Origin of the sequence: Polaromonas sp. (assembly GCF_041689105.1) — a bacterium.
Classification (GTDB): Bacteria; Pseudomonadota; Gammaproteobacteria; order Burkholderiales; family Burkholderiaceae_C; genus Polaromonas.
Genome location: NZ_JBDNGU010000079.1, coordinates 1 through 26,441, shown reverse-complemented (window position 1 = coordinate 26,441; position 26,441 = coordinate 1). Strand labels below are relative to the sequence as shown.

The 26,441-nt window shown below is 64.0% G+C and carries 26 protein-coding genes; 5 read left to right on the top strand and 21 right to left on the bottom strand.

Features of this window, described 5'->3' with window-relative positions:
* The first annotated feature begins 7 nt into the window (after positions 1–7).
* On the top strand, positions 8–580 hold the full coding sequence (locus ACESMT_RS07585) for a TRAP transporter small permease subunit (RefSeq protein WP_372825957.1): 573 nt from the start codon (positions 8–10) through the stop codon (positions 578–580).
* Positions 577–1,902 (top strand): TRAP transporter large permease subunit, encoded by a 1,326-nt coding sequence (locus ACESMT_RS07580; RefSeq protein ID WP_372825956.1) that lies wholly within the window; start codon positions 577–579, stop codon positions 1,900–1,902. Before ACESMT_RS07585 ends, ACESMT_RS07580 begins: the two co-directional genes overlap by 4 nt.
* Here the strand turns inward: ACESMT_RS07580 and ACESMT_RS07575 are convergent.
* The 21 genes from ACESMT_RS07575 to ACESMT_RS07475 all read right to left on the bottom strand — a co-directional run bounded on the left by ACESMT_RS07575 (position 1,797) and on the right by ACESMT_RS07475 (position 22,684).
* The gene (locus ACESMT_RS07575) at positions 1,797–2,474 is read right to left on the bottom strand and encodes a DUF2254 family protein (RefSeq protein ID WP_372825955.1); all 678 of its coding nucleotides are present in this window, start codon (positions 2,472–2,474) and stop codon (positions 1,797–1,799) included. The genes ACESMT_RS07580 and ACESMT_RS07575 overlap by 106 nt on opposite strands.
* Before the next feature lie 122 nt (positions 2,475–2,596).
* The gene (locus tag ACESMT_RS07570; protein ID WP_372825954.1) at positions 2,597–3,325 is read right to left on the bottom strand and encodes a GntR family transcriptional regulator; all 729 of its coding nucleotides are present in this window, start codon (positions 3,323–3,325) and stop codon (positions 2,597–2,599) included.
* A gap of 9 nt (positions 3,326–3,334) precedes the next feature.
* On the bottom strand, positions 3,335–4,024 hold the full coding sequence (locus ACESMT_RS07565; RefSeq protein WP_372825953.1) for a cysteine hydrolase family protein: 690 nt from the start codon (positions 4,022–4,024) through the stop codon (positions 3,335–3,337).
* A 135-nt stretch (positions 4,025–4,159) separates the two neighbouring features.
* Positions 4,160–5,800 (bottom strand): ABC transporter ATP-binding protein, encoded by a 1,641-nt coding sequence (locus ACESMT_RS07560; RefSeq protein WP_372825952.1) that lies wholly within the window; start codon positions 5,798–5,800, stop codon positions 4,160–4,162.
* On the bottom strand, positions 5,797–6,492 hold the full coding sequence (locus ACESMT_RS07555) for a cysteine hydrolase family protein (protein ID WP_372825951.1): 696 nt from the start codon (positions 6,490–6,492) through the stop codon (positions 5,797–5,799). The genes ACESMT_RS07560 and ACESMT_RS07555 overlap by 4 nt, the downstream gene beginning before the upstream one ends.
* 12 nt (positions 6,493–6,504) lie before the next feature.
* Positions 6,505–7,548, bottom strand: coding sequence for a formamidase (locus ACESMT_RS07550; RefSeq protein ID WP_372825950.1), 1,044 nt, complete (start codon positions 7,546–7,548; stop codon positions 6,505–6,507).
* A gap of 16 nt (positions 7,549–7,564) precedes the next feature.
* Complete coding sequence (locus ACESMT_RS07545; protein WP_372825949.1) at positions 7,565–8,485, bottom strand: ABC transporter permease; 921 nt, start codon at positions 8,483–8,485, stop codon at positions 7,565–7,567.
* The gene (locus ACESMT_RS07540) at positions 8,482–9,588 is read right to left on the bottom strand and encodes an ABC transporter permease (RefSeq protein ID WP_372825948.1); all 1,107 of its coding nucleotides are present in this window, start codon (positions 9,586–9,588) and stop codon (positions 8,482–8,484) included. The genes ACESMT_RS07545 and ACESMT_RS07540 overlap by 4 nt, the downstream gene beginning before the upstream one ends.
* A 48-nt stretch (positions 9,589–9,636) precedes the next feature.
* Positions 9,637–10,743 (bottom strand): BMP family ABC transporter substrate-binding protein, encoded by a 1,107-nt coding sequence (locus ACESMT_RS07535; RefSeq protein ID WP_372825947.1) that lies wholly within the window; start codon positions 10,741–10,743, stop codon positions 9,637–9,639.
* Positions 10,744–10,800: 57 nt separating this feature from the next.
* Positions 10,801–11,175: an oxalurate catabolism protein HpxZ gene (gene hpxZ / locus ACESMT_RS07530; protein WP_372825946.1), complete on the bottom strand. Its 375-nt coding sequence runs from the start codon at positions 11,173–11,175 to the stop codon at positions 10,801–10,803.
* Positions 11,175–12,572, bottom strand: a complete 1,398-nt coding sequence (locus ACESMT_RS07525; protein ID WP_372825945.1) for an AtzE family amidohydrolase — start codon at positions 12,570–12,572, stop codon at positions 11,175–11,177. Before ACESMT_RS07525 ends, hpxZ begins: the two co-directional genes overlap by 1 nt.
* Positions 12,569–12,790 carry a DUF4089 domain-containing protein gene (locus ACESMT_RS07520; RefSeq protein WP_372825944.1) on the bottom strand — a complete coding sequence of 74 codons (222 nt, stop codon included), beginning with the start codon at positions 12,788–12,790 and terminating at the stop codon, positions 12,569–12,571. The genes ACESMT_RS07525 and ACESMT_RS07520 overlap by 4 nt, the downstream gene beginning before the upstream one ends.
* Positions 12,791–12,801: 11 nt before the next feature.
* Entirely contained in the window at positions 12,802–13,623 is an 822-nt protein-coding gene (locus tag ACESMT_RS07515; RefSeq protein ID WP_372825943.1) for an ABC transporter ATP-binding protein, read from the bottom strand.
* A 161-nt stretch (positions 13,624–13,784) separates the two neighbouring features.
* On the bottom strand, positions 13,785–14,636 hold the full coding sequence (locus ACESMT_RS07510) for an ABC transporter permease (protein WP_372825942.1): 852 nt from the start codon (positions 14,634–14,636) through the stop codon (positions 13,785–13,787).
* Between the two features lie 5 nt (positions 14,637–14,641).
* Positions 14,642–15,649 carry an ABC transporter substrate-binding protein gene (locus ACESMT_RS07505; protein WP_372825941.1) on the bottom strand — a complete coding sequence of 336 codons (1,008 nt, stop codon included), beginning with the start codon at positions 15,647–15,649 and terminating at the stop codon, positions 14,642–14,644.
* 48 nt (positions 15,650–15,697) lie between these two features.
* Complete coding sequence (gene atzF, locus ACESMT_RS07500) at positions 15,698–17,428, bottom strand: allophanate hydrolase (RefSeq protein WP_372825940.1); 1,731 nt, start codon at positions 17,426–17,428, stop codon at positions 15,698–15,700.
* Between the two features lie 689 nt (positions 17,429–18,117).
* A complete protein-coding gene (locus tag ACESMT_RS07495) occupies positions 18,118–19,734 on the bottom strand; it encodes an MFS transporter (RefSeq protein WP_372825939.1) in 1,617 nt (538 codons plus the stop codon).
* A gap of 51 nt (positions 19,735–19,785) precedes the next feature.
* Positions 19,786–20,175, bottom strand: a complete 390-nt coding sequence (locus tag ACESMT_RS07490; RefSeq protein WP_372825938.1) for a response regulator — start codon at positions 20,173–20,175, stop codon at positions 19,786–19,788.
* Positions 20,176–20,266: 91 nt separating this feature from the next.
* Positions 20,267–20,614 carry an Hpt domain-containing protein gene (locus ACESMT_RS07485; RefSeq protein WP_372825937.1) on the bottom strand — a complete coding sequence of 116 codons (348 nt, stop codon included), beginning with the start codon at positions 20,612–20,614 and terminating at the stop codon, positions 20,267–20,269.
* Positions 20,611–21,798, bottom strand: coding sequence for an HPP family protein (locus ACESMT_RS07480; RefSeq protein WP_372825936.1), 1,188 nt, complete (start codon positions 21,796–21,798; stop codon positions 20,611–20,613). Before ACESMT_RS07480 ends, ACESMT_RS07485 begins: the two co-directional genes overlap by 4 nt.
* Before the next feature lie 67 nt (positions 21,799–21,865).
* Positions 21,866–22,684 (bottom strand): M48 family metallopeptidase, encoded by an 819-nt coding sequence (locus ACESMT_RS07475; protein ID WP_372825935.1) that lies wholly within the window; start codon positions 22,682–22,684, stop codon positions 21,866–21,868.
* 37 nt (positions 22,685–22,721) lie between these two features.
* On the opposite strand from ACESMT_RS07475, the gene ACESMT_RS07470 reads away from it, so the two are divergent.
* The 3 genes from ACESMT_RS07470 to ACESMT_RS07460 all read left to right on the top strand — a co-directional run bounded on the left by ACESMT_RS07470 (position 22,722) and on the right by ACESMT_RS07460 (position 26,441).
* Complete coding sequence (locus ACESMT_RS07470; protein WP_372825934.1) at positions 22,722–24,113, top strand: AmpG family muropeptide MFS transporter; 1,392 nt, start codon at positions 22,722–22,724, stop codon at positions 24,111–24,113.
* A gap of 288 nt (positions 24,114–24,401) precedes the next feature.
* A complete protein-coding gene (locus ACESMT_RS07465) occupies positions 24,402–25,112 on the top strand; it encodes a response regulator (protein ID WP_372825978.1) in 711 nt (236 codons plus the stop codon).
* 12 nt (positions 25,113–25,124) lie between these two features.
* A complete protein-coding gene (locus ACESMT_RS07460) occupies positions 25,125–26,441 on the top strand; it encodes an ATP-binding protein (protein WP_372825933.1) in 1,317 nt (438 codons plus the stop codon).

Below are 26,441 nucleotides of genomic sequence, written 5' to 3'. Positions count from 1 at the left end.
CCCGGTCATGACACGAAGAGAGACTGACGGCGCCCTCGGGGGCGTCGCCGGGCCGGCACGCGCCTTTGTGGCGCGCGTCGAGTACGCGGTGGACCTGATTGGCCGCACCGCCTCCTGGCTCACGCTGGCGATTGTGGTGCTCATGGCCATCGACGTGCTGCTGCGATACGCCTTCAGCATCGGCTCGGTCTGGGCGCAAGAGCTGGAATGGCACCTGCTGGCGCCACTGGTGCTGTTCGGCATGACCTACGCGCTGCTCAAGGGTGAACATGTGCGCGTGGATGTGCTCTACGCGCGCTACACGCCGCGCACGCAGGCTGCGGTAGACCTGCTGTCGGCGCTGCTGGCCGTCGCCATGGCGGGGCTGGTGATCCGTTACTCGATCCAGTTTGTGACCCAGTCCTATGTGATCAACGAGATTTCGTCTGACCCCGGGGGCTTGACGCACCGCTGGGTGCTCAAGGCGCTGATTCCCGTGGGCTTTGCGGTGTTTGGCCTGATGGCGGCGGCGCAGGGCGTGGGCGCTGCGCTGCGCCTGTTTGGCCCCCAGCCGCCCACCGCCCCGGAGGCCCGGCCATGAGCATGGATGAATGGCTGGCCATTGGCCTGCTGATCGGTTTTTTCCTGATGCTGATAGGCGGCATTCCGGTCGGCATTACGCTGGCCGCGAGTGGCTTCATCTTTGGCTTCATGGGTTTCGGCGAGTCGCTGTTCAACCTGCTGCCGGCGCGCATTTACGGCGTGGTTGCCAACTACCAGTGGCTGGCGATTCCACTGTTTGTCTTCATGGGTGTGATGCTGGAAAAATCGCGTCTGGCCGCAGACCTGCTCGACGTGATCGGTCATCTGGCGGGCGGACTGCGTGGCGGCATGGCGCTGGGCATCATCGGGGTCGGTGTGCTGATGGGTGCCACCACCGGCATCGTCGGTGCCACCGTCATCACCCTGGGCCTCTTGACGCTGCCGACACTGCTGCGGCGCGGGTATGACCCGGCGATTTCCTGCGGCGCGATTTGCGCCTCGGGCACGCTGGGGCAGATCATTCCGCCCAGCCTGGTGCTGATCCTGCTGTCGGACATCATGCAACTCTCGGTGGGCACGCTGTTCGCAGCAGCGGTGATGCCCGGCCTGATGCTGGCCGGGCTCTACGTGAGCTGGATCGTGGTCTACGGCATGATCCGGCCCGACTCGATGCCGCCGGTGCCGAAAGCTGAGCGCGACGCGGTGTCACGCTCGCAGTTGTGGCTGCGCGTGCTCAAGGTGGCGCTGCCGCCATTGGCGCTGGTGCTGTCGGTGCTGGGCTCCATCATCGGCGGTATTGCAGCGCCGACCGAGGCCGCCTCGATGGGTGCACTGGGTTCCATCCTGGTGGTGGCGCTGGCGCGCCGGCTGTCGCTGGCGGTGCTGCGCGACGTGATGCAGACCACCACGCGAATATCGGCCATGGTGCTGTTCATCCTGATCAGCTCGCAGGTGTTCAGCCTGGCGTTTCGCGGCCTGCACGGTGAACAACTGATCGAGGACCTGTTCGCCTTTTTGCCAGGCGGCATCAACACGGCGGTCTGGTTCCTGATGGGACTGATCTTCGTGCTCGGTTTTTTCATCGAGTGGATAGAAATCAGCTACATCGCCGTGCCGCTGTTTTTGCCAATCTTCGCGGCGGCTGGCGTGGACATGGTCTGGCTGGCGATGATGATCACCATCAACCTGCAGACCTCGTTTCTCACACCCCCCTTCGGCTGGGCGCTGTTCTTTCTGCGCGGTGTGGCGCCGCCGGGGGTGACGACGCGACACATCTACCTGGGTGTGCTGCCCTTTGTCGGGCTGCAGATCGTGGGCATCGTGCTGGTGTTCTTCTTTCCGGCGATTGCGACCTGGCTGCCCAAAGCCATTGGCTGGTAAAGGGCAGCAACCAGGCGAGGCGGCGAAGCTTGCACAGGGCGGCCTGCGCGGGTTACCCCGTACACACCGCTTCGAACCGCTCGAGTGAGCATGTCAAGCATGCGGGTCAACACCGCCGTGCTACCGGCGGCGTTTTGCCGAATCATGGGGAACATCGCGTCTTTGACCCCGCCGTAGTCTGCGCCGGGGACAAGCAGACAAGTTTTGCCATCGCTCAACCAGACCCCACTCGGCAGATTTCGACCGACCATGTCGCATAACGATGCCCCGAGCCGGTCCAGCACGCTGATGGCGGTGTGCGGGTCGTTGATGCCGGCAGACAGCGCCCGCACCGCGACTTCGACGAGTTGGCGGATGGTGTATTCCAGGTCCGCGGAACTGGCGCGCTCACCGCCCAAACCGGTGGCAGAGCGGATGGCCTCGCCGACGTCGTCGGCACCGTCGTTCAGCGATTTAACGAGGGCAATCGGCGCGCCGGGGAACACATGGTCGCCAGGCTTGACCAGCAGCCTGATCGATAGTTGGCGACAAGCCGCCCAATCGGCCAACACTGCTTGATCGAAATGCTGCAAATAGCCCCGTCGTGCATCCAGCTAGAGAAACTGAGGCAGCGGCAAGCCCTGACACCTCGTGGGCGAAAGACCCGTTTTATTCGTCAGCCGGACTTCACCCGTCAAACGGATCTTGCGTGCCCCTAACGCGCCTTGGCGCCAAACTGCCGCGCCAGATGCACCTGGTGCAGGGTGATCTTGCGCACCTCAGCCTGGCTGGTCTGGATGTGCGAGCGCAACAGCAAGGCCGCCTGCTCGCCGCGCTTGCGCTGGATCGCCTTGAGGATCTTGGCGTGTTCGTCATAGGTGGCGTCGATGCGCGGCTGCTTGGTGAAGTCGAGCCGGCGGATCACACGTATGCGTTCGGTCACGTCGCGGTGCACCCGCGCCATCTCGGCATTACCAGCCGCGGCCACCAGTGCGCAGTGAAAGGCTTCGTCCCACTGCGCCACCTGCACGGTGTCGCTACTGCGCTGGTCCGGGCTGACCATCCAGATCGCGGCCAGCGCCTCCAGCAGGCTGTTGTCGATCTTCAGCGCACCATCACACAGGCGATGCGCCGCCGTGGTTTCCAGCACCATACGCAAGTCATACAACTCTTCAAACTGGTTGAAGTCGAAGGGCAAAACGCGCCAGCCGCTGCGAAACAGAACCTCGACAAAACCCTCCTGCTGCAGCTTGAACAGCGCCTGGCGCACCGGCGTGCGCGACACACCCAGCCGCTCGCTGATTTCAGTTTCTGTAAAGCGGTCGCCGGGAACGAGCTTGAACTCGGACACGTCGCGCTTGAGCTGCTCATACACCTCGTCGGCGCGCGAACGGTGGACAGGCGTGCCGGCAAGGAGGACAGGATGGCTGGCGGCAGTGAGCATGGGGAAACTCTAGCAGTGTTGGGACTGTGCCGGGAGGGCCGCCAGCGCGGGCAGCAAGTCGCCGCTGGTGGCGGTCCAACCAACGATGGCACCCTGGGCCCGCATCATCTCGACCGCAGCGGCCTTGAACTGAGGAAAGTAGCTCTCGGTGCAGTCCTCCAGCAGCAGGCCCTCGTAGCCGCGGTCATTGGCTTCACGCATCGAGGTCTGCACGCAGACCTCGGTCGTCACACCCATGAAAATCAGGTGGGTGATGCCGGCCTGCTGTAGCCGCTCATGCAGGCCGGTGGCGTAGAAGGCGCCCTTGCCGGGTTTGTCGACGGCGATCTCGCCGGGCAGCGGCGCGAGTTCGGCAATGATCTGGTTGCCCGGCTCGCCAGCAATCAGTATGCGGCCCATCGCGCCCACGTCACCAATGCGCAGGGCCGGGTTGCCGCGCCTGCGCTTGGCAGGCGGGCAATCGGTCAGGTCTGCCCGGTGCGCCTCACGGGTATGCACCACCAGACCACAAAGGCCGCGCCAGACCTCCAGTACGGCCTTGCAGGCAGGAACAATCGCTTGCAACAGCGCGACGTCGTTGCCCAAGGTCTCGCCGAAGCCGCCCGGCTCGATGAAGTCGCGCTGCATGTCGATGATGACGAGCGCTGTGGACTTCAACTCAAAGTTGTAGGGGAAGGGTTGGGCGTGGTCTAGTTGCATGATTGTGTTGATGAGCGATTCATGCGGAGTGTCGCGCCGCGAGTTGTGGCGTGATCGCGGGTGCAAGCTTTTGAAATACTTCCAGCAAGCCTCCAGCGCGTAAGGCAACGACAGCTTCAACAGGCTCAATGCACTTCACTGCACACTCTCCAGCACGGGAGCGTGGTGCCCTCCCCCCATATGCGCCCCCAACACCTGCCGCTCAGCCCCGGCGGCGGTCTCGAAGACGATGCGGCCCTCGCTCATCACCACGATGCGATCGGCCAGCTCCAGCAACTCATCCAGATCCTCGCTGATCAGCAGCACGGCAGCGCCCTGATCGCGCACGCCGCGCAGCCGGGTGTGAATTTCCTTGACGGCCGCAAAATCCAGCCCGAACACCGGGTTGGCGGCGATCAGGACCTTGATCTCGCCAGCCAGCTCGCGCGCCAGCACTGCGCGCTGCACGTTGCCGCCGGACAGGCTGCGAATCGGCGCGTTTTCGCCCTGCGTCTTGATGCCGTAGCTGGCAATCCACTCGCGCGCGCGGCTGCGCCAGGTACCGAAACGCAGCCGTCCGCCCAGGCACAGCGGCGGTCGGTCGAAGTCGCGCAAGGCCATGTTCTCGGCCACAGACAGCTCGCCTACGCAGGCGTTGCGCAGCGGCTCCTCGGGCAGGCTGCGCACCTGCAGGCGATGATTTTCTTCGCGCCGGGCGGCATAGGGCTGGCCCTGCACCAGGACCGCACCGGCTGCGCGTTCGCGCTGACCGACCAGCGCCTCCACCAGCTCGCGCTGACCATTGCCAGAGACACCGGCGATGCCGAGGATCTCGCCCTTGGCGACCTGCAGGCTCAGCTCACGCACCGCGAGCGTGCCCCGGTCGCCCATCACCGAGAGCCGCTGCACCTGCAAAGGCGGGTTCAAACCATCATATGCTATGTTTTTAGTAGCATATTGTGTAGGAAGAAAAAGGGCTGGGGCCGTATTTTGCTCTGAATCTGCGGCCTCATTGCCGACTGCCGCAACTGCGGCTTCACCCATCATGGCCCGGGCCAGGGGCGCGGGGCCGGTGATCGCCACAGCGGTGCGATGCACTGCCTTGCCACGGCGCAACACAGTCACGTCGTCGGCATAGGCCATCACTTCACGGAACTTGTGCGTGATGATGAGCACGGTGCACAAGCCGCTGCGCGCGAACTCGCGCACATGGCCCAGCACCTCGTCGGCCTCTTGCGGGGTCAGCACCGACGTGGGTTCATCCAGAATCAGCAGGCGTGGCCGCAGGTAGAGCTGTTTGAGCAACTCCAGCTTTTGCTTCTCGCCCGCCGCCAGCTCCGAAGGTCGCGCGTCCAGGTCCAGGCTAAACGGCGTGTGGGCGAGAAAGGCCTTGAGTTCGGCGCGCTTGGCGCGCCAGTCGATCACCGCTGGTATCTGCCCACTGGCCAGCAGCAGGTTTTCAGCCACAGTCATGCCCGGTGCCAGCGTGAAGTGCTGGTAGACCATGCCGATGCCCAGAGAGCGCGCCACCATGGGGTTGTCAATCGCCTGCTCACGGCCGTCGATCAGGATGCTGCCTTCCGAGGGCCGTTGAAAGCCCGCCACACATTTGACCAGCGTGCTTTTGCCTGCGCCGTTTTCTCCGAGCAGCGCGTGCACCGTGCCGGGTGCCACCTTCAGGCTGACGCTGTCGAGCGCGGTGAAGCTGCCAAAACGCATGCTCATGCGGTAGGTGTCCAGCGCCAGGGCGCCGGTGACCGGCGGCAGACCGCCGATGGCTGCGGTTGTGCTGCTCATGGCGTTGCCAGTGCGTCAAGCACAGCCTGTGAGGTCGCATGCGCGCCGAACACCCCACCCTGCATGGTGATCATCTTCAATGCGGCGGCGTGGTTGCCGGTGTCTGTGGCGGCGGTGCAATCCGACAGCAGCAGGCATTCGAAACCCCGGTCGTTGGCGTCGCGCATGGTGGTGTGTACACACACGTCGGTGGTGATGCCGGTGAGGATCAGGTTGCTGATGCCGCGCGTTCGCAGCACCATCTCCAGATCGGTGGCATAGAACGAGCCTTTGCCGGGCTTGTCGATCACCACCTCGCCGGGCAGCGGCGCCAGCTCGGGAATGATCTCCCAGCCCGGCTCGCCACGCACCAGAATGCGGCCACACGGGCCGTCATCACCAATGCCGACGCCGCCGCTGCCGATCTGCTGCGAGCGCCAGCGCTTGTTGGCCGGCAGGTCACTGAGATCCGGCTGGTGGCCCTCCCGCGTGTGCATCACGGCGTACCCGGTCTGGCGCATCGCGGCCATCAGTTTTTTCAGGGGTGCTATCGGTGCGCGCGTCAGCGAGATGTCGTAACCCATCTTGTCCACATAACCGCCCACGCCGCAAAAATCGGTCTGCATGTCGATCACCAGCAGCGCGGTATTGGCCGGTCGCAGGTCGCCGTTGTAGGGCCAGGCGTAGGGGTTGGCTTGAATGAAGCGCGGCATGGTGGTTCGCTTTCAGGCGGCCTTCTTCATGGGCGGGGGCAGCGAATCAGGCACCAGCGGATGCGCTTCAGGCCCTTTGTAATGGCGTGTCGGTGCCTCAAAGCCGCAGGGGCTGCCATCGGTGACCGCCACTTGCCACGGCAGCCGGTAGGTGCCGGCCGCCATGTCGTGCATATACGTGTAAGGGCAGTCCTGGGCACCGCCTTTCACCGCTACATAGCCCCGGTGGTACAGCTGGTACATATTGTTTTCCACACCCCAGCCGATACGCGCTTCACGCACCAGGTCGGGCCGCACTTCGCAGGTGATGATTTCGTCGGGCCGCCCACTGCCCTCAACCAGCACCGTGCCATCGAAGTTGCAGAACATGCCCTCGCCCATGGAGTCAAAGCTGCCGTCGCTGCCACACATACACACGTTGGCCGTCACGGCCAGGTTGCAGAAGGCGTTGGCCTGGTTGGTGATCTTCCAGCTGTGACGAATCGGCGCGGTGTAACCCGCAGTGCGGATGATGACCTCCGCACCCTTGTAGGCGGCCTCGCGCGCCATTTCGGGAAACATGCCGTCGTGGCAGATGATGAGCGCAATTCGGCTGCCATTGGGGCCATCACACACCGGTATGTCCAGATTGCCGGGCTCCCAGGGCTCGACCGGCACCCACGGGTGCAGCTTGCGGTAGTACAGCTTGATGGCACCGGTGTCGTCAATGATCAGGCCGCTGTTGTACGGGTTGCCACCTGGGTTGGCCTCCATGATGGAGAAGCAGCCCCAGATTTTGTGCGCCACACACGCCTGCTTGAAGGCCGCGACCTCAGGTCCGTCGAGTGAACACATGATGGCCGGGTTGATGTCCATCGACAGGCCATGCAGCGAATACTCCGGAAACACCACCAGGTCCATGCTGGCCTGGTTGCGCCTGGCCTTGCCCACCATGTCGCAGATGCGCTGCGTTTGTGCCGCCAGCTGTGCGGGGGTTTCCACCACCGGCAGTTGCAGTTGCACCAGGCCCATGACCACGCCATGTGCCGATTTGTTGAGTCCGCCTAATCCTGTCACGTCTGGCTCCTGAAGTTTATTGCCGGGAAGAAAGCTCACCCGGGCTACCGCTGACGGCGCTGCCCGGTCGGCAGGTGATGACAAGAATCAACAAGGTGAGCACATAAGGAACGATGTTGAACAGGTGGTAGCCCCAGCCGAGGCCGATGGACTGCAGGGCCGGGCCAATCGCGCCGGCGCCACCAAACAGCAGCGCTGCGCCTATGCAGCGCAAGGGGCTCCAGCGCGCAAAGATGACCAGCGCTACCGCAATCAGCCCCTGCCCGCTGGAGATACCCTCGTTCCAGCTGCCGGGGTAGAACAGCGTCAGACAGGCGCCGCCCAGGCCGGCGATCATGCCGCCACCGGCCGTGGCGGCAATCCGGATGGCAGACACCGAATAGCCAAGCGCCCGCGTGGCGTTGGCCGAATCACCCGCCATGCGTACCAACAGGCCGGCGCGGGTGTTGGCAAAGGCCCACCACAACGCCAGCGCAATCGCCAGACCTATCGGCAGCAAGGCGTTGACCTGCAAGGCCGAACGCACCGCCGCCGAATCGCTCCAGTTGCCCAACGCAATAAATGGCAGCTGCGGTGCCTGCGGCTGAATCAGCGGCTTGCCCAGATAAAACGCCAGCCCCATGCCCAGCAGCATGAGTGCGATACCCGTGGCGACATCGTTGACTCGCGGCAGGGAGCAAAGCACGCCGTGCAACGTGGCCAGCAGCGCACCCGTGGCCGCTGCAGCCAGCACGCCTATCCACGGCGAGCCGCTGAGGTAGGACCCGCCAAACGCAGCCATGGCCGACAACACCAGCACACCTTCCAGACCCAGATTCACACGCCCGGACTTTTCAGTCAGGCATTCGCCCAGACTGACAAACAGAAAAGGCGCCCCCACCCGCAGCGCACCGCCCGCGATACCAGCCACAAAAATGAGCATTTGATCGGCTGTCATTGGGTGATCTCTTCGGTCTGTGACCGTGGGGGTGTGGCAACGGCAACGCGCGGCCCTGCAGAACGCAGCACCCGTGCCCACAGCGCTTTCCAGTCGGTGTCGCGCAGCGCTTCACTGGCCAGAATCAGTACAAAGGCAATACCCTGCAGCAGCAGCACCGAGGCGTCGGGTAGCCCAAGCCGGCGCTGCAACAGGCTGCCTGCTGCACCGAACCCACCGAACACGATGGCCACTGGAATCACGGCCACCGGCTGGTGCCGCGCAATAAAGGAAACCAGAATACCGGCGTAGCCATAACCTGCGATCAACGATGCGTTGGCGCTGTAATGCACGGCAGCCACTTCAACCGCACCAGCCAGCCCGGCACAGGCGCCACCCAGCGCACAGGCCAGCACAATCAGGCGTGACGCGGGCAACCCCACCAGCTGGGCAGCACGCGGGTTGCCGCCAACCACCCGCACCGCAAAGCCGGACGGCGTGATGCGCAGCCACAGGCCTGCCACCAGGCAAACGACCACCCCCAGCACCAGGCCCCAGTGCACATCGGAGCCCGCGATGCCGCCGATGCGCAGGCCCTCGGCCAGCGAAAACGTCGAGGGCTTGTTCAAACTGGCCGGGTCGCGCAGCGGCCCTTCCACCAGATGCTTGAACAAGCCAATAGCCACATAAGCCAGCAACAGGCTGCTGATGGTTTCGTTGATACCCCGGTACTGGCGCAGCCAGCCGGCCAGTGCAATCCACACCGCCCCGGCGAGCGCACCCGCCAGGCAGACCAGCAGCGTTCCGACGACGCTGGCGGGCAAGGGCACGGCGTGCGCCAGCGCTGCCGCAGCCAGACCGCCCAGCACCAGCGCACCTTCGGCCCCGATGACCACCAGCCCGGCGCGCGCCGGAATGGCCACACACAGGGCAGTCAGCATCAGCGGCGCAGCGCGCTGCAGTGTGTTCTGCCACGAGTACCAGTCGCCAAAAGCGCCCTTGAACAGCAGCAGCCAGACCTCCACCGGGTTCACGCCGGCCACCCACACAAACACGCCGAACAGCAGCAGGGCGGCAGCGATGGCGCCTATGGGCAGGAGGATGCTGGAAAGACTGTTACGCATGGTTGGCCTTGTCTGTCACAACGGGTTTGACCCGCCATGACAGCCACTTCAGATGGAACCCATCACCCCTTCCACCAGGTAATTCATTTTTTCCAGCTCGAGATCGGTCTGCTTGAAGGACTTGCCTGCCGCTGCAACCACGCCGCCCTTGTTGTCCTTGAGTGGGCCCTTGAAGATATCGAACTTGCCGGCCACCATTTGTGCCTTGACACCGTCTGCCTGCTTTTTTGCGGCGTCGGTGACCATGGGGCCATAGGCAGACATCTTGACGTAGCCCTCCTTCAAGCCGCCGCGGATGAAATTGGGGTGCGGCTTGCCGCTGCGCGCCGCTTCAAGGAACGTGGTGTAGGCAGTGAGCCAGTTCCACTCGGCCCCGGTCAGGTAGGCATTGGGCGCGAGCTTGGCCTGGCTGGCGTGATAACCGCAGACCATCTTGCCGCGTTTGGCCGCGGTCTCGACCACCACCTTGGGGCCGTCCACATGCATGGTGAATACATCCACGCCCTGGTCGGCCAGGCTGTTGGTGGCTTCGGCTTCCTTGACGGGCATGGACCAGTCGCCGGTGAAAATCACGCTGGTGGTGATGCCGGGTTTGACCGAACGCGCACCCAGGGTAAAGGCATTGATATTGCGCAGCACCTGAGGAATCGGCTTGGCGGCAACAAAGCCGATCTTGCCGCTTTTGCTCATATGACCGGCGATCACACCGTTGAGGTACTGGCATTCGTCGATGTAGCCAAAATAACTGGCGGTATTCTTCGGGTGTTTGCCCTCGGTCCACATGCCACCGCAATGGGCAAACCGGGCTTCCGGAAACTTCGCGGCAACAGCCAGCATGTGCGGATCAAAATAGCCGAACGAGGTCGGAAACACCAGCGACGCGCCGTCCTGCGCCACCATGCCGGTCATGCTTTTCTGCACCGCTGCAGTTTCGGGGACGTTTTCTTCTTCCACCACTTTCACACCGGGCATTTTCTTGAGCATGGCGGCGGCTTCGGCCTGCGCCTGGTTGTAGCCGTAGTCGTCACGCGGGCCAACATAGATCACCCCGACCGTGATGGGTTTTTGCGCAAAGGCGAAGGGGCTTGCGGCGACAGCGCCGAGGGCGGCAAGGGTCTTGATGGAATCGCGGCGGTTGACGTTGTGGGTGACCATGGGTCTCTCCGTAGGTGAAGTTGATGAAGTGCTGACGGAAACTGAAAACAAAGTCATTCATGCGAGCAGACTGACATGCGCAGCGACCACGCGCCAGCCTTCTGCCGTGCGCACCCAGGTCTGGCTTTGTCGGCCGGTCGTGCTGCTGCCTTCGCGCAGGAATTCGCAGTCGGCCGTGGCAGAGTCATGGCCATAAGTCGTGATCGCGGTCTTCAGCAGGGTGCGCGCCAGCCCTTGTGCAGGCCGGGACGCGCGAAACGCCTGTATCGCATCGAAGCCATACAGGTTTTCGCCGACGCCGTAGCGGCGTGTGTGAGGACTTTTCCAGAACAACTCGTCAAGCACAGGGACGTCGTTGGTGATCAGTGCCTGTTCATAACGGTCGAAAACCGCAGTGACTTCGGCCAGCACATCGGGCAGATTGATGTCCATTACAAGGGCGTCTTTCTCAGGTGGGCCACACCGGCCATTTGCAGGACCCCGGCTGCACGCAGGCAGAGGTCTTCGCGCCAGGGCGGCGCGATCAGCTGTACACCGATCGGCATGCCTCCTGTGCCCTCGGGCCATATCGGCGCCACAGCCACCGGGCAGCCGGCAAAGGAGATCGGTTGTGTCAGCAGACCCACTGTGGGCCGGCAGGGCATTTGGGTGCCGTTGATGTCCAGCCACTCGGTGCCGATCTCCGGCGCACTGACCGGCGTGGCTGGCGCCAGCAGCAAATCCCAATCCTTGAACAGGGCATTGACCTTATCCCTGTAAATGCGGCGAAAGCGCTGTGCCTGTACATACCAGGCGCCGGGCTGCAGGGCACCGGCAATAAAGCGGTCCACCGACAGCGGTTCGAACTCGGCCACGCGGGTACGCAGGTCATTGAGATGCAGGGTGCCACCTTCACTGGCGCCGACAATGAACGCTGCGGCACGCGCTAGCGCCGCGTCAGGCCACTCGACCGTATCACTCGCACCGAGTGCGGCCGCCGCACTGGCGACTGCGGCGCGCGCTGCGGGCGTCGCATGATCGCTGAAATAGCCCCCCAGCACGCCGATACGCAGACCGAGCATGCCCGCACCGAGGCCCGGGCTCACTGCTTGTATTTGCAACGCGTGGCAGCCCGGGTCCAGCGCGTCGGGGCCCTGCATGGCGTCGTAGGCCAGCGCCAGCGTCTCGACGCTGTCTGCGAGCGGACCAAGGTGGTCCAGGCTGTGAACAAATGGGTAGGTGCCACGGCGCGACAGGCGACCAAAGGTGGGCTTGAGGCCCCATACACCGCACAGCGATGCGGGCACGCGGATGGACCCGTTGGTGTCGGAGCCGAGTGCCAACGGGACCTGCCCCGCAGCTACCGCTGTGCCCGATCCGCCCGACGAACCGCCGGCAATCCGCGTGAGGTCGTGCGGGTTGCGGCAGGGGCCGTAATGCGTGTTTTCGGTGGTGAAGCCGTAGGCGTACTCGTCCATGTTGAGCGAACCCACCAGCACGGCGCCGGCGGCCTGAAGGCGCTGGACCAGAAAGGCATCCTCGCTGGCTGGCGCGTTGCTGCGGTTGATGGTGGAGCCCGCCAGCGTTACTTCACCGGCAATGTCGAACAGGTTTTTTACTGCATAGGGCAGTCCGGCCAACGGTCCCAAGGCCTCTCCCCGTGCGCGCTTTGCGTCCACTGCGGCGGCTTCGGCATGTGCACGAGAGAAACTTCGTCCAGTGAATGCATTGACCCGGGCATTGGTCGCCTCGATGTGGTCGATGGTCGTCTGCAAGGCTTCTACTGCGCTGATCTCGCCGATGGCGATGGCACGGACTGCGGCGAGACCGTTCAGTGCTTCAGTTTTCATAGCTGCTCTCGCACGGAAGATGCGGTCGGGAAGGGTAGAGGGCAATAGATTTCGGCAGGCTCGTCAGCCACGGTGAGCGGAACAGCGGCAAGCTGCGCCGCCATCCCGGCGGTACGCGCCAGATGCACTGCCACGCGCTGCTGCTGGGCCTCGTCCAGCGACAGGCCGAGCGCTACGGCCGAGGCTTTGACGTACATGAGAACTTCTTCATCGGTCATCGGGGTGCTCCTCAGCGCCTGACTTCGCGCTGGAAGATTTCGAGGCTGCGTTTTTTGGTCGCGATGAAGCTGGCCTCGGACAACGTCTCTACGGTACGTGGACGAACGTCGTTGTAGTCCAGGATTTCTGCGATTCGCGTGGGTCGCTTGGTAAGCAGCAGCACCTGGTCGGCCAGGTACACCGCCTCCTCCAGATCGTGCGAGACCAGCAGCATGGTGGTGCCGGTCTGCATGAACACTTCCTGAAGTTTTTCGCGGATGAACAGCGTCATCTCGAAATCGAGGGCTGAAAAAGGCTCGTCGAGGAACAGCACCTCGGGGTTGTTCGCCAGCGCCCGCATGATGGAGGCGGTCTGCTGCTGGCCGCCCGAGAGTTCGTAGGGGTAACGCTTGAGGTCGAACTTCACATCGAAGGATGCAACCAGCTCGGCCATGCGCCTGTCCACCTCGGCCTTGGACCGGCCTTCGAGCTTGAGCGGGTAGGCGATGTTGTCGATGGTGCGCATCCACGGAAACATCGCTTCGCGGTAGTTCTGGAAGACGTAGCCGATCTTGGTGTCTTTCAGCGATTTGCCGTCGAACAGGATTTCGCCTGCGTCGATAGGCACCAGTCCGGAGATCATGTTGATCAGCGTGGACTTGCCACAGCCATTGGGGCCAAACACCGACACAATTTTGTGCTTGGGTATGTCAAGGTTGAAGTCCTCATACAGCGGCCAACCGGCGAAATACTTGGTCAGGCCGCGTATGGTGATATGGGTACCTGCCGGGCCGGGCTTGAAGTCGCGCACGGGCACATCGACGAAGACCGGGGCGTTGATTACAGCGGACATGTCGAACTCCAGTGGGTTCCATGGATCAATAAGGCAGTAAGCAACATTGAGGACTCTTCTCTTTTCAAGCAGGGGCCGCGGGACCGGCTGTACCGGGCCTCTGGCGAGCGGCGGCCTGCAAGGTGCAGGAAGCCACGCGAAGCGACGAGCGTGGGAGCCATCTACCTGCCACTCCAGTGAACAATCCGCCGCTCAAGCACCAGGAAAAATATGTTGAGCGCGTAGCCCAATGCGCCGGCGGCGAGGATGGACGCATACATGTCCTTCACATTCATCACCTGCTGGGAGTTGATGATGCGGTTGCCCAGGCCAGTGTCTGCGCCGATGAACATCTCGGCAACGATCACGATCACCAGCGCCATCGACACCGCTGAACGCAGGCCGACAAAACTAGGCTGCAGGCTTTCCCAGATCAGCACGTCCTTGAACACCTGCCAGCGCGATGCGCCCATGACTTTGGCGGCCATCACGCGTTGCTTGCGTGCATTCATCACGCCATAGGCACTGTTGAAGATCACGATCAGCAAGGCCCCAAAAGCGGCAATCGCCACCTTGTTGATGTCCGACACGCCGAAGATCATCAGGAACAGCGGGATCAGTGCCGACGAGGGTGTGGAGCGGAAGAAGTCGATGAGGAATTCCACGCTGCGGTAGGCCTTCTCGGAGCTTCCCAACAGCACACCGAGCGGCATGCCGACGGCTGCGGCGATCAAAAAGGCCTGAACCGTGCGCCACACGGTGACCGCAAAATCCTTGAGCAGCGGGCCACCCGCCAGGCCGTTAACCAGTGCGCCCAGCGCATCGAGCGGTGGCGGCAGCAGGATGGCCTTGATGAAGCCCAGGCGCACCACCAGGTCCCAGACGATGAACAGCACCACCGGGCCGATGAAGGGCAGGGCCCTCTCCAGCACCGGCGTGCGCTGCACAACCGCCGCCGCTGGTGCGGTGGCCGGCGGCGCCCAGGGCGTTGCAGACGCCACCGGCGCCGCCGTCACGGAAGAGGTGCCGTCCATCACGTTCAACCTTTGTAGAGCATCGAGTCCACCATGAGGCGAGAGCTGAAGATGCCTTTTTCGTGGAACAAGTCAAAGAACTTCTGGAAATGCGCGACGTCCGCCGGCTTGAATTCGTTGTACATGGTGTAAGCCGCCAACGGCACTTCGCTGGTCAGTGCGCCTTCGATGGGGGTGTATCCCTTCAGGTACTGGCGCGCCTCAGCCGACTTGCTTCGTACGTAGGCCACGCCCTTGCCGTAGGCAGCCACGAACTTCTTGGCCGCGTCGGGGTTCTTCTTGATGAAGCTGCTGGTGAGCGATGCAGAGCCCCCGAACCATGGCGCCTTGGGGTTGCCCAAAATGTAGTGCGCGATCACGCCGGCCTCAAGCGTGCGGGTGGTGCCGTTGAGACGGCCAATTGTTCCCGTCGGCTCCAGCGTGTAAGCGCCATCAATTTGTCCGCCAGCGATCGCCGCCACATGCTGCCCGATGGGCAGCTCGACCACGGTAGCGCCTGTGGCACCTCCGCGCTCCAGCACGGTCTTGGCGAGGGTGACGTTTTGAATGCCGGGGCCGGAGGCGATACGTTTGCCCTTGAGGTCGGCAATGGTCTTGGCCGGGCTGGCGATCGGCACGATCACTTCGTCGAGCACGTTGTCCACATTGCTCGGGTTGGCGCAGAAAATCTTGAAAGTGCCTGGCTGCGCGAGTTCGCCGATGGCAATGTTGGCCGACCCCGTGCCATTGGCGCTGCCGTCGCAGCGGTCAGCCAGCATGGCCTCCATGATCTGCTGGGCACCTGCGAACTTGAGCACCTCCACATCCAGGCCAGCCTCCTTGAAGTAGCCGAGCTCAACCGCTGCATAAAAAGGCAGGCCGGCCGCGATGGGCCAGTAGCCGACGCGGATCTTCGGTCCCGATTGCGCGCGAACGATGGCGGGCATGCCCATCACGCCAAGCATCGCTGCGCTGGTGACCAGGACTTTCCTGCGGGTTGCGGTGGCGGGAAGGTGGGTGCTGAGGTTCTTCATGAAAGCTCCTTGGATGAAAGTGGTTGGGTAAACAGTTGAGTGAAGGCGTCAGGCCGCCAGGGGCTTGAGCGACTGGGTGTAGGCACGCCAGCCGCCAAGATGCGAAATATCCAGGGCACCGTTCTGCAGGGCCTGGGCCTCACAGACAAAACCCTGCACGTTGCTGCCGTCGTCGAGCTGCAGCGTGCCTATGCCCAGCGGCGCTGGAATCATCGCCACAAAGGAGCCGTAGTCGGCCAGCGGCATGTTCCAGACTTCCAGCGCAATGCGCTCGCCCTGGTTGTCTGCCACGCGCAGCAAGCCAGGTTTGGGTGGGGTGGTGCCAGGCAGCGCATACAGCCGGTAATGCGGCGCGGTGGCGGCGCTGCCAGCCAGCGTGGCACCACGCTCGGTCAATTGACTATTGAGCGGCATGCCCGACAGGTGGGCACCAACCACGGCCACGCGCACCATCGCCGGGCGTCGCAGGCCGGCCACCGGATGCATCTCAGGCAGCGGCGCGCCGGTTGCACCCTGCGTGAGCCCACTGAGGTGGTGGTAACGCTGGCCCAGTTCGGCCAGCTGCCAGTCGCTGCCTGCGGGCCCGATCAGGGTGATGCCAAAAGGCAGGCCGTCGGGCCGGATCGAACTCGGCACCGAAAGCGCCGCGTAGTCGAGCAGATTCACGAAGTTGGTATACGCGCCGAGGTTGCGATTCAGGGCCACCGGGTCCTGCTGCATCTGTGCGATCGTGTAGTGCGTGGGCGCGGTTGGCACCAGCAGACAATCAATCTGCGCCCACATGGCATCGGCCTGCTGGCCCAGCAGTTTGATGCGGGTCTGCACCTCGTAAAGATCAGCTGCGCTGTAGTTGCGGCCGGCGGCAATGATGCTGCGCACGGGTTCAACCACCTGCGCTTCATGCGCATCAAAAAAGCCTCGAATGGCGGTGTAACGCTCGGCCACCAGGGCACTTTCATACAGCAGCGCCGCCACATCGGCCAGCGGACTGAAATCAATCGGCACGGCGGTACCACCCATGGCCTGCACGCGGGTGATCGCCTCCTTGAAGGCCAGTTCGGCGGCTGCATCGCCATGAAACAGCAGCGCCGACGGCACGCCAAAACGGAAGCTGGCGGGATAGGGCTGGCTGGCCATCACCGGCTTGCGCGACCAGGCATCCAGCGGGTCATGGCCCATGGCCGCCTCCAGCACCTGCACCGCCGTGGCCACCGTGCGCGCAAAGATGGACACGCAATCCACACTCTGGGCCGCCGGCACCACGCCGCGTGCGCTGATCAGCCCGCGCGAAGGTTTGAGGCCGACGATGTTGTTCAGGCCGGCCGGCACACGACCGGAGCCGGCGGTGTCAGTACCCAGCGCAAAGTCCACCTGGCCAGTGGCCACCACGTAGGCTGAGCCGGAACTGGAGCCACCCGAGACATACAGGGGATTGATCGCGTTGGGCACCGGGCCGAAGGGCGAACGCGTGCCGTTCAGGCCGCAGGCAAACTGGTCGAGGTTGGTTTTGCCAAGCAGCTGCGCACCAGCATCGAGCAGTTTTTGCACAACGGCAGCGTGAGCCGTGGGCGTGTAGGCAAAAGCCGGGCAGGCAGCGGTGGTCGGCCAGCCAGCCACGTCAATATTGTCCTTGACGGCAAAAGCCAGTCCCGCCAGCGCGCTCGACGACCCGGCGGCGGCAGTGTTCCGCAGCGGCTGGGCCGGCCGGTGAATCCAGGCCGCGCTGGCAAGCGCAGCGTCGTGGGCACCGGGATAGGGAGTCAGTTGAGCTTGAACCAATTTAAAGCATCCATACTTGTGTACAAGATGATTTGCAAGGTGCGTGCCAGGTGGCGGAGACGGAGCAGCGTGTGAATTCGCCGTTAGCTTGAATGCGTCATTCGCTACTAAATTAATAGCTATTGGAGCTTTCTGGACAAGGGCTGCTGCCTGATTTGATCACCAATCAGCCTGCTCGCTCTCCTGGCTGCTCCTTCATTAGAGGTTGAGGCTGGCCGGGGGTTGCCCGGCGGCAACTCACTTTCTTTTTGAGTCGCCAAAAGGAAAGTAAGCAAAGAAAAAGGCAACCCGATGGTCTGGGTCCCCCTGCGCTGCACAGCGGGGCAACCTGCGGTGCTCGCCAAAGCGGGGTCTCGCGCGAACTCGGCTTCGCCTCAGACAATCGCGAGCCCTGATCCGCTTTCGGCTGCGCTCCTCGGCCCAGTCCGACGGGTGGGGCAACGGAATCAGAGCCGGGATCGGGGATGGATTCCGGCCTTCGCCAGAATGACAGAAGGTGTGTGCGCAAAGCGCACACACCGGTGAAGACACGACCGTCATGTTTGCACGCGAGGGCAGCACACGCGGCCAAATGAGGCTCCCTTCTCTCGCCCAGAGGGGCCGGGGGGTTGGGAGTGGGGAGTTGCGCCCACTGTCTAATGCAGACCGCAGGCGCAGCGTGCCGCAACAACAAGGCCAACAAACAAAACCTATCCCTCCACCACACTCCGCGCAACGACCGGCGGTGTCTCAGGAAGATGAAACGCCAGCTTGCGATCCCGCAGTGCGACATCACCCGCAGTCACGCGGTCAAAACGGCGCAGGTGTTCGGTCCACGACTCGTCGGTGATCTGCTCGATGTAGCGGCCAGGGTCGGAGATGTCGCGCAGCAGCTCCCAGGCCAGCGCGCCCTGGCGCAGTCGGCTGCGCCGGCTCTCCTGCATGAGAGCGCGAAACTCCGGGGCCTTGGCCGGATCGATCTGGTATTCGATGGTGATACGTACATGCCCTGTCAGGGGCGGTACAGCGGCGCTGGGCACCTTGAACTCGCGCGAGGGGGTCATGTCTTCCTCGATGCTGCGGTCCTTGAAGAACCACTGCGTGGCGAAGTTCGCCAGCGCGCCGGTCAGAGCCGCCACCAGCATGGCAGCCGGCACGCTGCTCACAGTGGCCACCTGGCCCCAGACTGCCGCGCCGGCGGCGCTGGCGCCCATGATGGCCATCTGGAACATCGACATGCCCCGCGCCCGCACCCAGTCGGGCAGTGCCACCTGCGCGGACACGCTCAGGGTGTTGGCGGTGGTGAGCCAAGCCGCGCCAGCCAGCGCCATGGCGGGTGCCGCGACATACACATGGGGCGCCACGGCCACCAGGGCGGTAGCGGCCGACTGCAGCAGCACGCCGCCCAGCACCAGTGCATCGCGCGACAGGCGCTGGCGCAGCCGTGGCAGCACAAACACAACCGCTATCGCGCCAACCCCCATGGACGCGAGCAGCAGCGTGAAGGTGCCAGCCCCGCCGCCCAACCCGCGTGCCACCAGCGGCAGCAGGGCCAACAAGGCGGTGGAGTGAAAGAAAAACAGCGCCACGCGCAGCAGCACCGCGCGCAGGCGCGCCGACTGCCGCACAAACTGCACGCCCACCCGCATGGCGCTGACGAGGCGCTCGCGGCCCAGCGGGCTGGGCACGTGTTCGCGGCGCCAGCGCATGATCACAAAACCCGAGATCAGCGACAGCACCGCGTTCAGCACAAACACATACGCAGTGCCGGCGCTGGCAATCAGCGCGCCAGCCACCAGCGGGCCGATGATGCGTGAGGCGTTCATGGCGACGCCGTTGAGCGCGAGGGCAGCGGGCAATTGATGCCTGGGCACCAGCTCCGGCACGATGGCGGCAAACACCGGCCAGCGCATCGCCAGCCCCACGCCGTTGGCAAAGGTCAGCGCCAGCAACAGCGGCGCGGTCATGGTTCCCCAGACAATCGTCACGCACAGCAGCATCGCCACCGCGGCGACCCAGAATTGGGTGATGATGAAGTAACGCCTGCGGTCCAGGATGTCGGCCAGCGCACCGCTGGGCAGGCCGAGCAAAAACACCGGAAGGGTGGACGCAGACTGGACCAGGGCCACCCAGATCGGCGAGGTGGTAAGCGACGTCATCAGCCAGGCCGCTGCGACGTCGTTCATCCACATGCAGATGTTGGCGGTCAGCCAGGTGCCCCAGAGCATGCGGAAAACCGGCGAACTCAGAGGCGCCCACGCTGACTGGGGGTCAGTTTCTGTTGGAGGGGGCGCAAGCGAGGCGCCGCCAGAACCGGGTTCAGGCATGGCCTATTGTCCCCAAAGTCCCAGTCCGCCGCCCATGCCGGCAACAGGCCCTCATCCGCCTTTGAGCGCCCAGATACGGCCTATTTGCGCTGACAGCTCCATCGGGTCAAACGGCTTGTGGATCACGTCGATCGCGCCGAGTGCCATGTATTGCGCGATTTCCGTGGTTTGCACTTTGGCCGTCATGAAAATCACCGGCGTCTGCGCCGTGGCCGGCAACCCGCGCAAGGCCTTGAGCGTGCTGGGCCCGTCAATGCCGGGCATCATCACATCAAGCAGCAGCAGATCTGCGGCTGCGCCTGGCGCGGCGGCGAGCGCCTCACTGCCGGAAGCGCAGGCAGTCACCGTGAAGCCGCCGACGGCCTCCAGCGCCATTTGGGCGACCATGCGGATATCGGGTTCGTCTTCCACATACAGGATGCGGGCAAGTGGTTTGGGCATTCAGGTGTTCCTTGTCAGTAACGTCTCTTGGTGGGCCATGCCGCCAAGAATAGGGCAAGTATGCAATTGAAACGATGCAGCGGCAACCTGATCAGTCCACCGGGAAGCTGGCCTGCAGCGCGGCGACGGCCCGCGCGATATCCGGGCGCTGCGCCGGAGTCAGCGACGCAACCGGCCCGTTCGCTTCGGCCGCCCCGGCCAGCACAATCTCCAGCAATTTGGCAGCCTGACCAAGCTCGCGAAAACCCAGGGTGCCGGCCGTACCCGCCAGGCTGTGCGCCAGGCGCTCCAGATCGGCCAGCGGCGGTGCCCCGGCGCCGCCCGCTTCTGCCGCCGCCCAGAGCACCTGAATTTGCGCGGCTTTTTCCGGCAGGCTTCGCCGGTAATCGACCCGTTGCTGGTCAAGAAATTTCTGGAACTCCTCTTGCGGAGTGCTCACGGCTCGGGCTCCTTGGGTGGCGTTGGGGGTTCAAACAGGGCCGCCACCATGTCGGACTGCGTGACGATGCCGACCAGTCGCCCGTCGTCGCCAATGATGGGAATATGGTGATGGCCTTTTCCGCCAAACAGCGGCACCAGGTCCACCAGGTAGCGCTGCATGCCGGCCACCCGCACTTGGCGCGTCATGATCTGCCCGACCACCGCCGGCTCGCCGGAGGCGCCGATCGCACCCAGCAACTTGCGCAGCTTGGCATCCATGCCGTCATAACTCTCAAGCTCGGCCGCGCGCATGAAGTCTGCCAGCGTGACGATGCCGACAACGCGAAAGCCGGCATCCACCACCGGCAGCGCCTTGATGCGGCGCTTCCGCAACAAGGTCCAGGCCTGAGCCAGCGGCGTACTGTGGGTCACCGTCACCAGATCACGCGACATGATGTCTGCGCAGCGTACGCCAGCCAGCTTGCGTTGGTAGGCCTGCCATTTCATCTGTTCCAGCAGAGCCTGCAAATCGTCACGGCTGACGTCGAGCACTTGGTTATAACGCGCCAGTACCGCATCCAGATCGGCTTCAGCGTCGCGTACCTGGGGTGGCTTTTCCTTATCGGCTGGCCGCTGCGCATGCGGATAGGGCCGATACGTGGCATTGTTGTAGGCGATGCCAGCCATGGCCAGCAGTGCGGCGTTGAGCAACACGGGAAATACGGCAAACCAAGGATCGGTGATGCCGCCCAGCACCATCATCAGCGCGGCCGCCCCACCCGGCGGATGCAGGCAGCGCAGCGCAAGCATCAGGCCAATGGCCGCACCCACCGCCACCGCGGCCGCAAGCTCGGGCGGCCCGAGCCAGCGCGCGCAGGCTATGCCGACCAGCGCCGACAACGTGTTGCCACCGACCACCGACCAGGGCTGGGCCAGCGGACTGGAAGGCACGCCGAACACCAGCACGGCGCTGGCCCCCATGGGTGCCACCAGCCAGGGCAAACTGGCCATCGCCGCGCCGCCAGCCAGGTGGCAGATCACGCCCGTCAGCAGAATGCCCACAAAAGAGCCGGACACAATGCGCCAGCGCTCGCGGGCATTGATGCGGGTGCGGGCGGGGCGAAGCGACTGCAGCCATAACAGGACAGCTTGAAGCAGCTTGGCGCCCGGGCCGGGACCGGCGTTTGGTGAAGGAGGGCTCATGGGGGATCGCACAGCTTACCGCAGCCCGGATCAGGCAAAACACCCGGAGGCGTGCTTGAACCGGACTTCAGCCTTTGCGCGCCCGCTCGAACAGCGGCATGACCCGGGGCAGGTTGCGTTCCATATCGGCAATCCGGGTGGCACCGGCCGGATGGGTGCTCAGCCACTGCGGCGGCGCACCCTTGTTGGCCGCCGCCATTTTCTGCCACAGCGTGATGCCAGCGCGTGGATCGAAACCGGCGCGTGCGCCCAGCTCCATGCCCACAAGATCAGCCTCGGACTCGTCTTCACGACCGAAACGCAAATTCAGCAATTGCACGCCATACCCGGCTACGGTCTGGCCCAGATCGCCCAGCCCAAACAGCTGCGACAACAGACTGGCACCGATGTTGGTGGCGGCCGATTTGCCCATGCGCTCACGCGCGTGTTCACGCAAGGCATGGGCCATTTCGTGGCCCATGATCATCGCCACCTCGTCGTCGGTCAGCTGCAACTGCTCAAGAATGCCGGTATAAAAAGCAATTTTTCCGCCGGGCATGCAAAACGCATTGATCTGCCTGCTGCCGATCAGGTTGACCTCCCACTGCCAAGCCTTGGCCCTCGGGTTCCAGGCTTCCGCATGCGGAATGATGCGCTGGGCAATGCGGCGCAGACGCTGCAATTGGGCATTGCCCGGCGGCGCCAACGCATTCTGCGCCGCCGCCTCCTGAATCATCTTGGCGTACTGCTGCCTCGAGGCCTGTTCGATCTCCTCGGCCGGGACCAACTGGGTGAAGCCGGAATTACGGCCCACCTGCACCCCCTCGTTCTGGGCCCACGACGGGCTGCTGCCCAGCAACAGGGCCGCCGACAGGGCGGCAAGGTTCAGCGTGGAAGCAAGTCTCATGGCATCTCCAGATTAGGTCACAGCGTATTATTCCCGCATGAGCGACACCGTATCCGAGAACCTGCAGGCCGCGCGTCAGCCATCGCCGCTTTTGTCCGTCGCTCTTGTGCCCGAGGCCGCTGCGCCCAAGCCTGGTTGGGGCGAGACGCTGCGTGTTTACCTCGAGGCGCCCTCGCTGCGCATGCTGCTGCTGGGCTTTTCCGCTGGCCTGCCCTTGCTGCTGGTCTTCGGCACGTTGAGTTTCTGGCTGCGCGAGGCAGGCATTGACCGCACCACCATCGGCTATCTGAGCTGGGTCGGGCTGGCCTACGGTTTCAAATGGGTCTGGGCGCCGCTGGTGGATCGCCTGCCGATTCCGGTGCTGACACGGCTGCTTGGGCGGCGACGGAGCTGGCTGCTGCTGTCGCAGGTCGTCATCATGGCCTCGCTGGTCAGCATGGCCCTGACCGATCCGCGTGCCGCCTTGCTGCCCGTGGTCTGGTGCGCGCTGGCGGTGGCGTTTGCGTCAGCCACGCAGGACATCGCGCTGGACGCCTTTCGCATCGAGTCGGCCGATGCGCAGCGCCAGGCGGCGCTGGCCGCGTCCTACCAGACCGGCTACCGCATCGCAATGATCTGGGCCGGCGCTGGCGTGCTCTGGATTGCAGCGCGCGCCGAGGTGGCAGGCGGCGGCGCCTACCAGCATGGCGCCTGGCAAACCGCTTACCTCGTGATGGCCGCGTCCATGCTGCTGGGCATGGTCACGGTGCTGTGTTCACCCGAACCGGCTCCGCGCGAGATACCGCCGGCACGCAACGCCGCCGAATGGCTCAAAAGCGCGCTGGTCGATCCGTTTGCCGACTTCCTGCGCCGCTACGGCAAACACGCGCTGCTGATCCTGGCGCTGATCGCGGTGTACCGCATCAGCGATGTGGTGATGGGCATCATGGCCAACCCGTTTTATGTAGACATGGGTTACACCAAGGACGAGGTGGCCACCGTCACCAAGATCTACGGCGTGGTCATGACGCTGGTCGGCGCCTTTGTGGGCGGCGCGCTGGCCATGCGTTTTGGCGTGATGAAGGTGCTGATGCTGGGCGCCGTGCTGAGTGCCGCCACCAATTTGCTGTTTGCCTGGCTGGGCTCGCGCGGGCACGATGTGACAGCGCTGATCTTCGTGATCTCGGCCGACAACCTGTCCAGCGGCATCGCCTCGGCTGCCTTCATCGCCTACCTCTCCAGCCTGACCAACATCAATTATTCGGCCACGCAGTACGCGCTGTTCAGCTCCATGATGCTGCTGCTGCCGAAGTTCCTGGCCGGTTATTCCGGCAGTTATGTGGACAGTTTTGGCTACACCCACTTCTTCACGGCGACCGCATTGCTGGGCCTGCCGGTGCTGTTGCTGGTCTGGCTGGCTTCACGCATGAAATCGCCCTCCAGCCCCTGATTTACGGGCGCTATCAGCTATCGTAACGATAGCAAACCACAGACATCAACCCGGTCGCAACTGCGGTTTACCTAACTTTACAGCCGCTTCAACGCGACTTGTTGCGGCGGGCGCAGCATGAATCGTCTGTCATTGACCGAGAACCCCATGAGCGATCACCGCAGCAGCACCCCCCCATCCGCCGATGCCCCCAGCCCCTTCACCGGCGCCGACGTGCTGGCGCCTGACAGCGCCGCAGCCAATGGCTACACTGGCCCTGATCCCTCCCCACGTCCAGCGAGCCAGACCATGACGCAGCAACTCTTGATGATTGAGGACGACACCCGCCTGGCGACCATGGTGGGCGAATACCTGCGCCAGTCGGGGTATGGCTTCACCCATGCCGTCGACGGCGCCCGGGGGTTGGAGGCGCTGGAGGCCTGCAAGCCTGACCTGGTGATTCTCGATTTGATGCTGCCCGACATGGACGGTCTGGAAGTGTGCCGGCGCATCAAGAACACCGGTGGCGACACCGCCCGCACCGCAGTGCTGATGTTGACCGCCAAGGGCGACCCGATGGACCGCATCGTCGGCCTCGAAGTCGGTGCCGACGACTACCTGCCCAAACCTTTCGAGCCGCGTGAGCTGCTGGCGCGTATCCGCGCTGTCCTGCGCCGCGGAACTGACGCGAGCGCGGGCGCCGGGACGCAGAAGACCATGCGCTTCGGCTCACTCGAGATTGACCGGGACGCCCGCACCGTGCAGGTCAGCGGCAAGACCTGCGACCTGACCTCTTACCAGTTCGACCTTATGGTCGCCCTGGCTGAACGTGCCGGCCGCGTGCTCAGCCGCGACCAGATCATGGAGGCCGTGCGCGGCCGCGAACTCGAAGCCTTTGACCGCTCCATCGACGTGCATATGGGCCGCATCCGCGGCGCCATCGAAGTCGACGCCAAGGATCCCAAGCGCATCCTGACGGTGCGCGGCGTGGGTTATGTTTTTGCCAAGCAGCAGGATTGAGCGCAGCTGTTTATGTGGAGACGATTTACCTCGCACTTGTATGTGCGCATCTGGCTCGCCGTAGTGGCGTCTGTGGTGATGCTGGCCTTTCTGGTGGGCGCGGCCTGGCGGCTGAGCGCGGATCTACCGCAACTGCCCATACGGGAAGTGCTGGTGCATAACAGCGCGGGCGAGGTCATCGGGACTGCGCAAACCAAGCCGGACCGCAAGCGTGGCGACGACATGGAGTTTGACCTTGTCACCAAGGACGGCCAAGCCCTGAGTTTGTTCCTGCCCCGACCCCAACGCCCCCCCGGCAGCGTGTGGAGCCGACCGCCGTTTGGTTTTGGCTGGATGCTTGGTGTGGTGGCGCTGGCCGTTGCCCTGGGCGCGTACCCGATCATCCGCCGGTTGACGCAGCGGCTCGAAAGCCTGCAGCGCGGTGTCGAGCGATGGGGCAGCGGCGACCTGTCGGCCCGCGTCGCGGTTCAGGGCAGCGACGAGGTCGCCTTCCTGGCGGAACGCTTCAACCATGCCGCCGAGCGGATTGAAACGTTGATGGAAACTCAAAAGTCCCTGCTGGTGTCGCACAAGTCGCTGCTGGCCAACGCCTCGCACGAGTTGCGCTCGCCGCTGACGCGCATACGCATGGGCCTGGAACTCATGGCTCACCAAGCCCCCACGCTTGTCGCTGCGCGTACCTCCGGCGTTGCGCTGCCCCTTGCACCTGGAGAAAGGGCTGATCTTTCTCGGGGCGGCCCTTCGCTGCATTCGCCGCCGCCGGAACCTTCGTCTGAGATCAGGAATGAACTGTTTCGCAGCATCAACGAGCTCGACCAACTGATCGACGAGATCCTGCTGGCCAGCCGGCTGGACGCGCGCCAGGCGGACGTCGAGCCGTTTGAAACCCTGGACCTGACCGGCCTGGCCGCGGAGGAATGCGCGCGCGTGCAGGCCGAGCTGGGTACTGCCGGCCAGACCCACAGCCTCACGGTGCAGGGTTCGGCGCGGCTATTGCGGCGGCTGATTCGCAACCTGCTGGAAAACGCCAGACGTTACGGCACCGGCGAGATCAGCCTGGAGCTGTCCCAGTCGGGCATGGGCACCAGGGAACACGCGGTGATCCGCGTCAACGACCGTGGGCCAGGCGTGCCGCCAGACCAGCGTGAACGCATTTTCGAGCCCTTTTACCGCCTGCCGGGCGCCAGCGAACGCGAAGGCGGCGTCGGTCTGGGCCTGGCACTGGTCAAATCCATCACCGAGCGCCACGGCGGCACGGTGCGCTGCGAAGACAGGCCGGGGGGCGGGGCTTCTTTTGTGGTGGAACTGCCGGTGCTGGCCACCACCTAG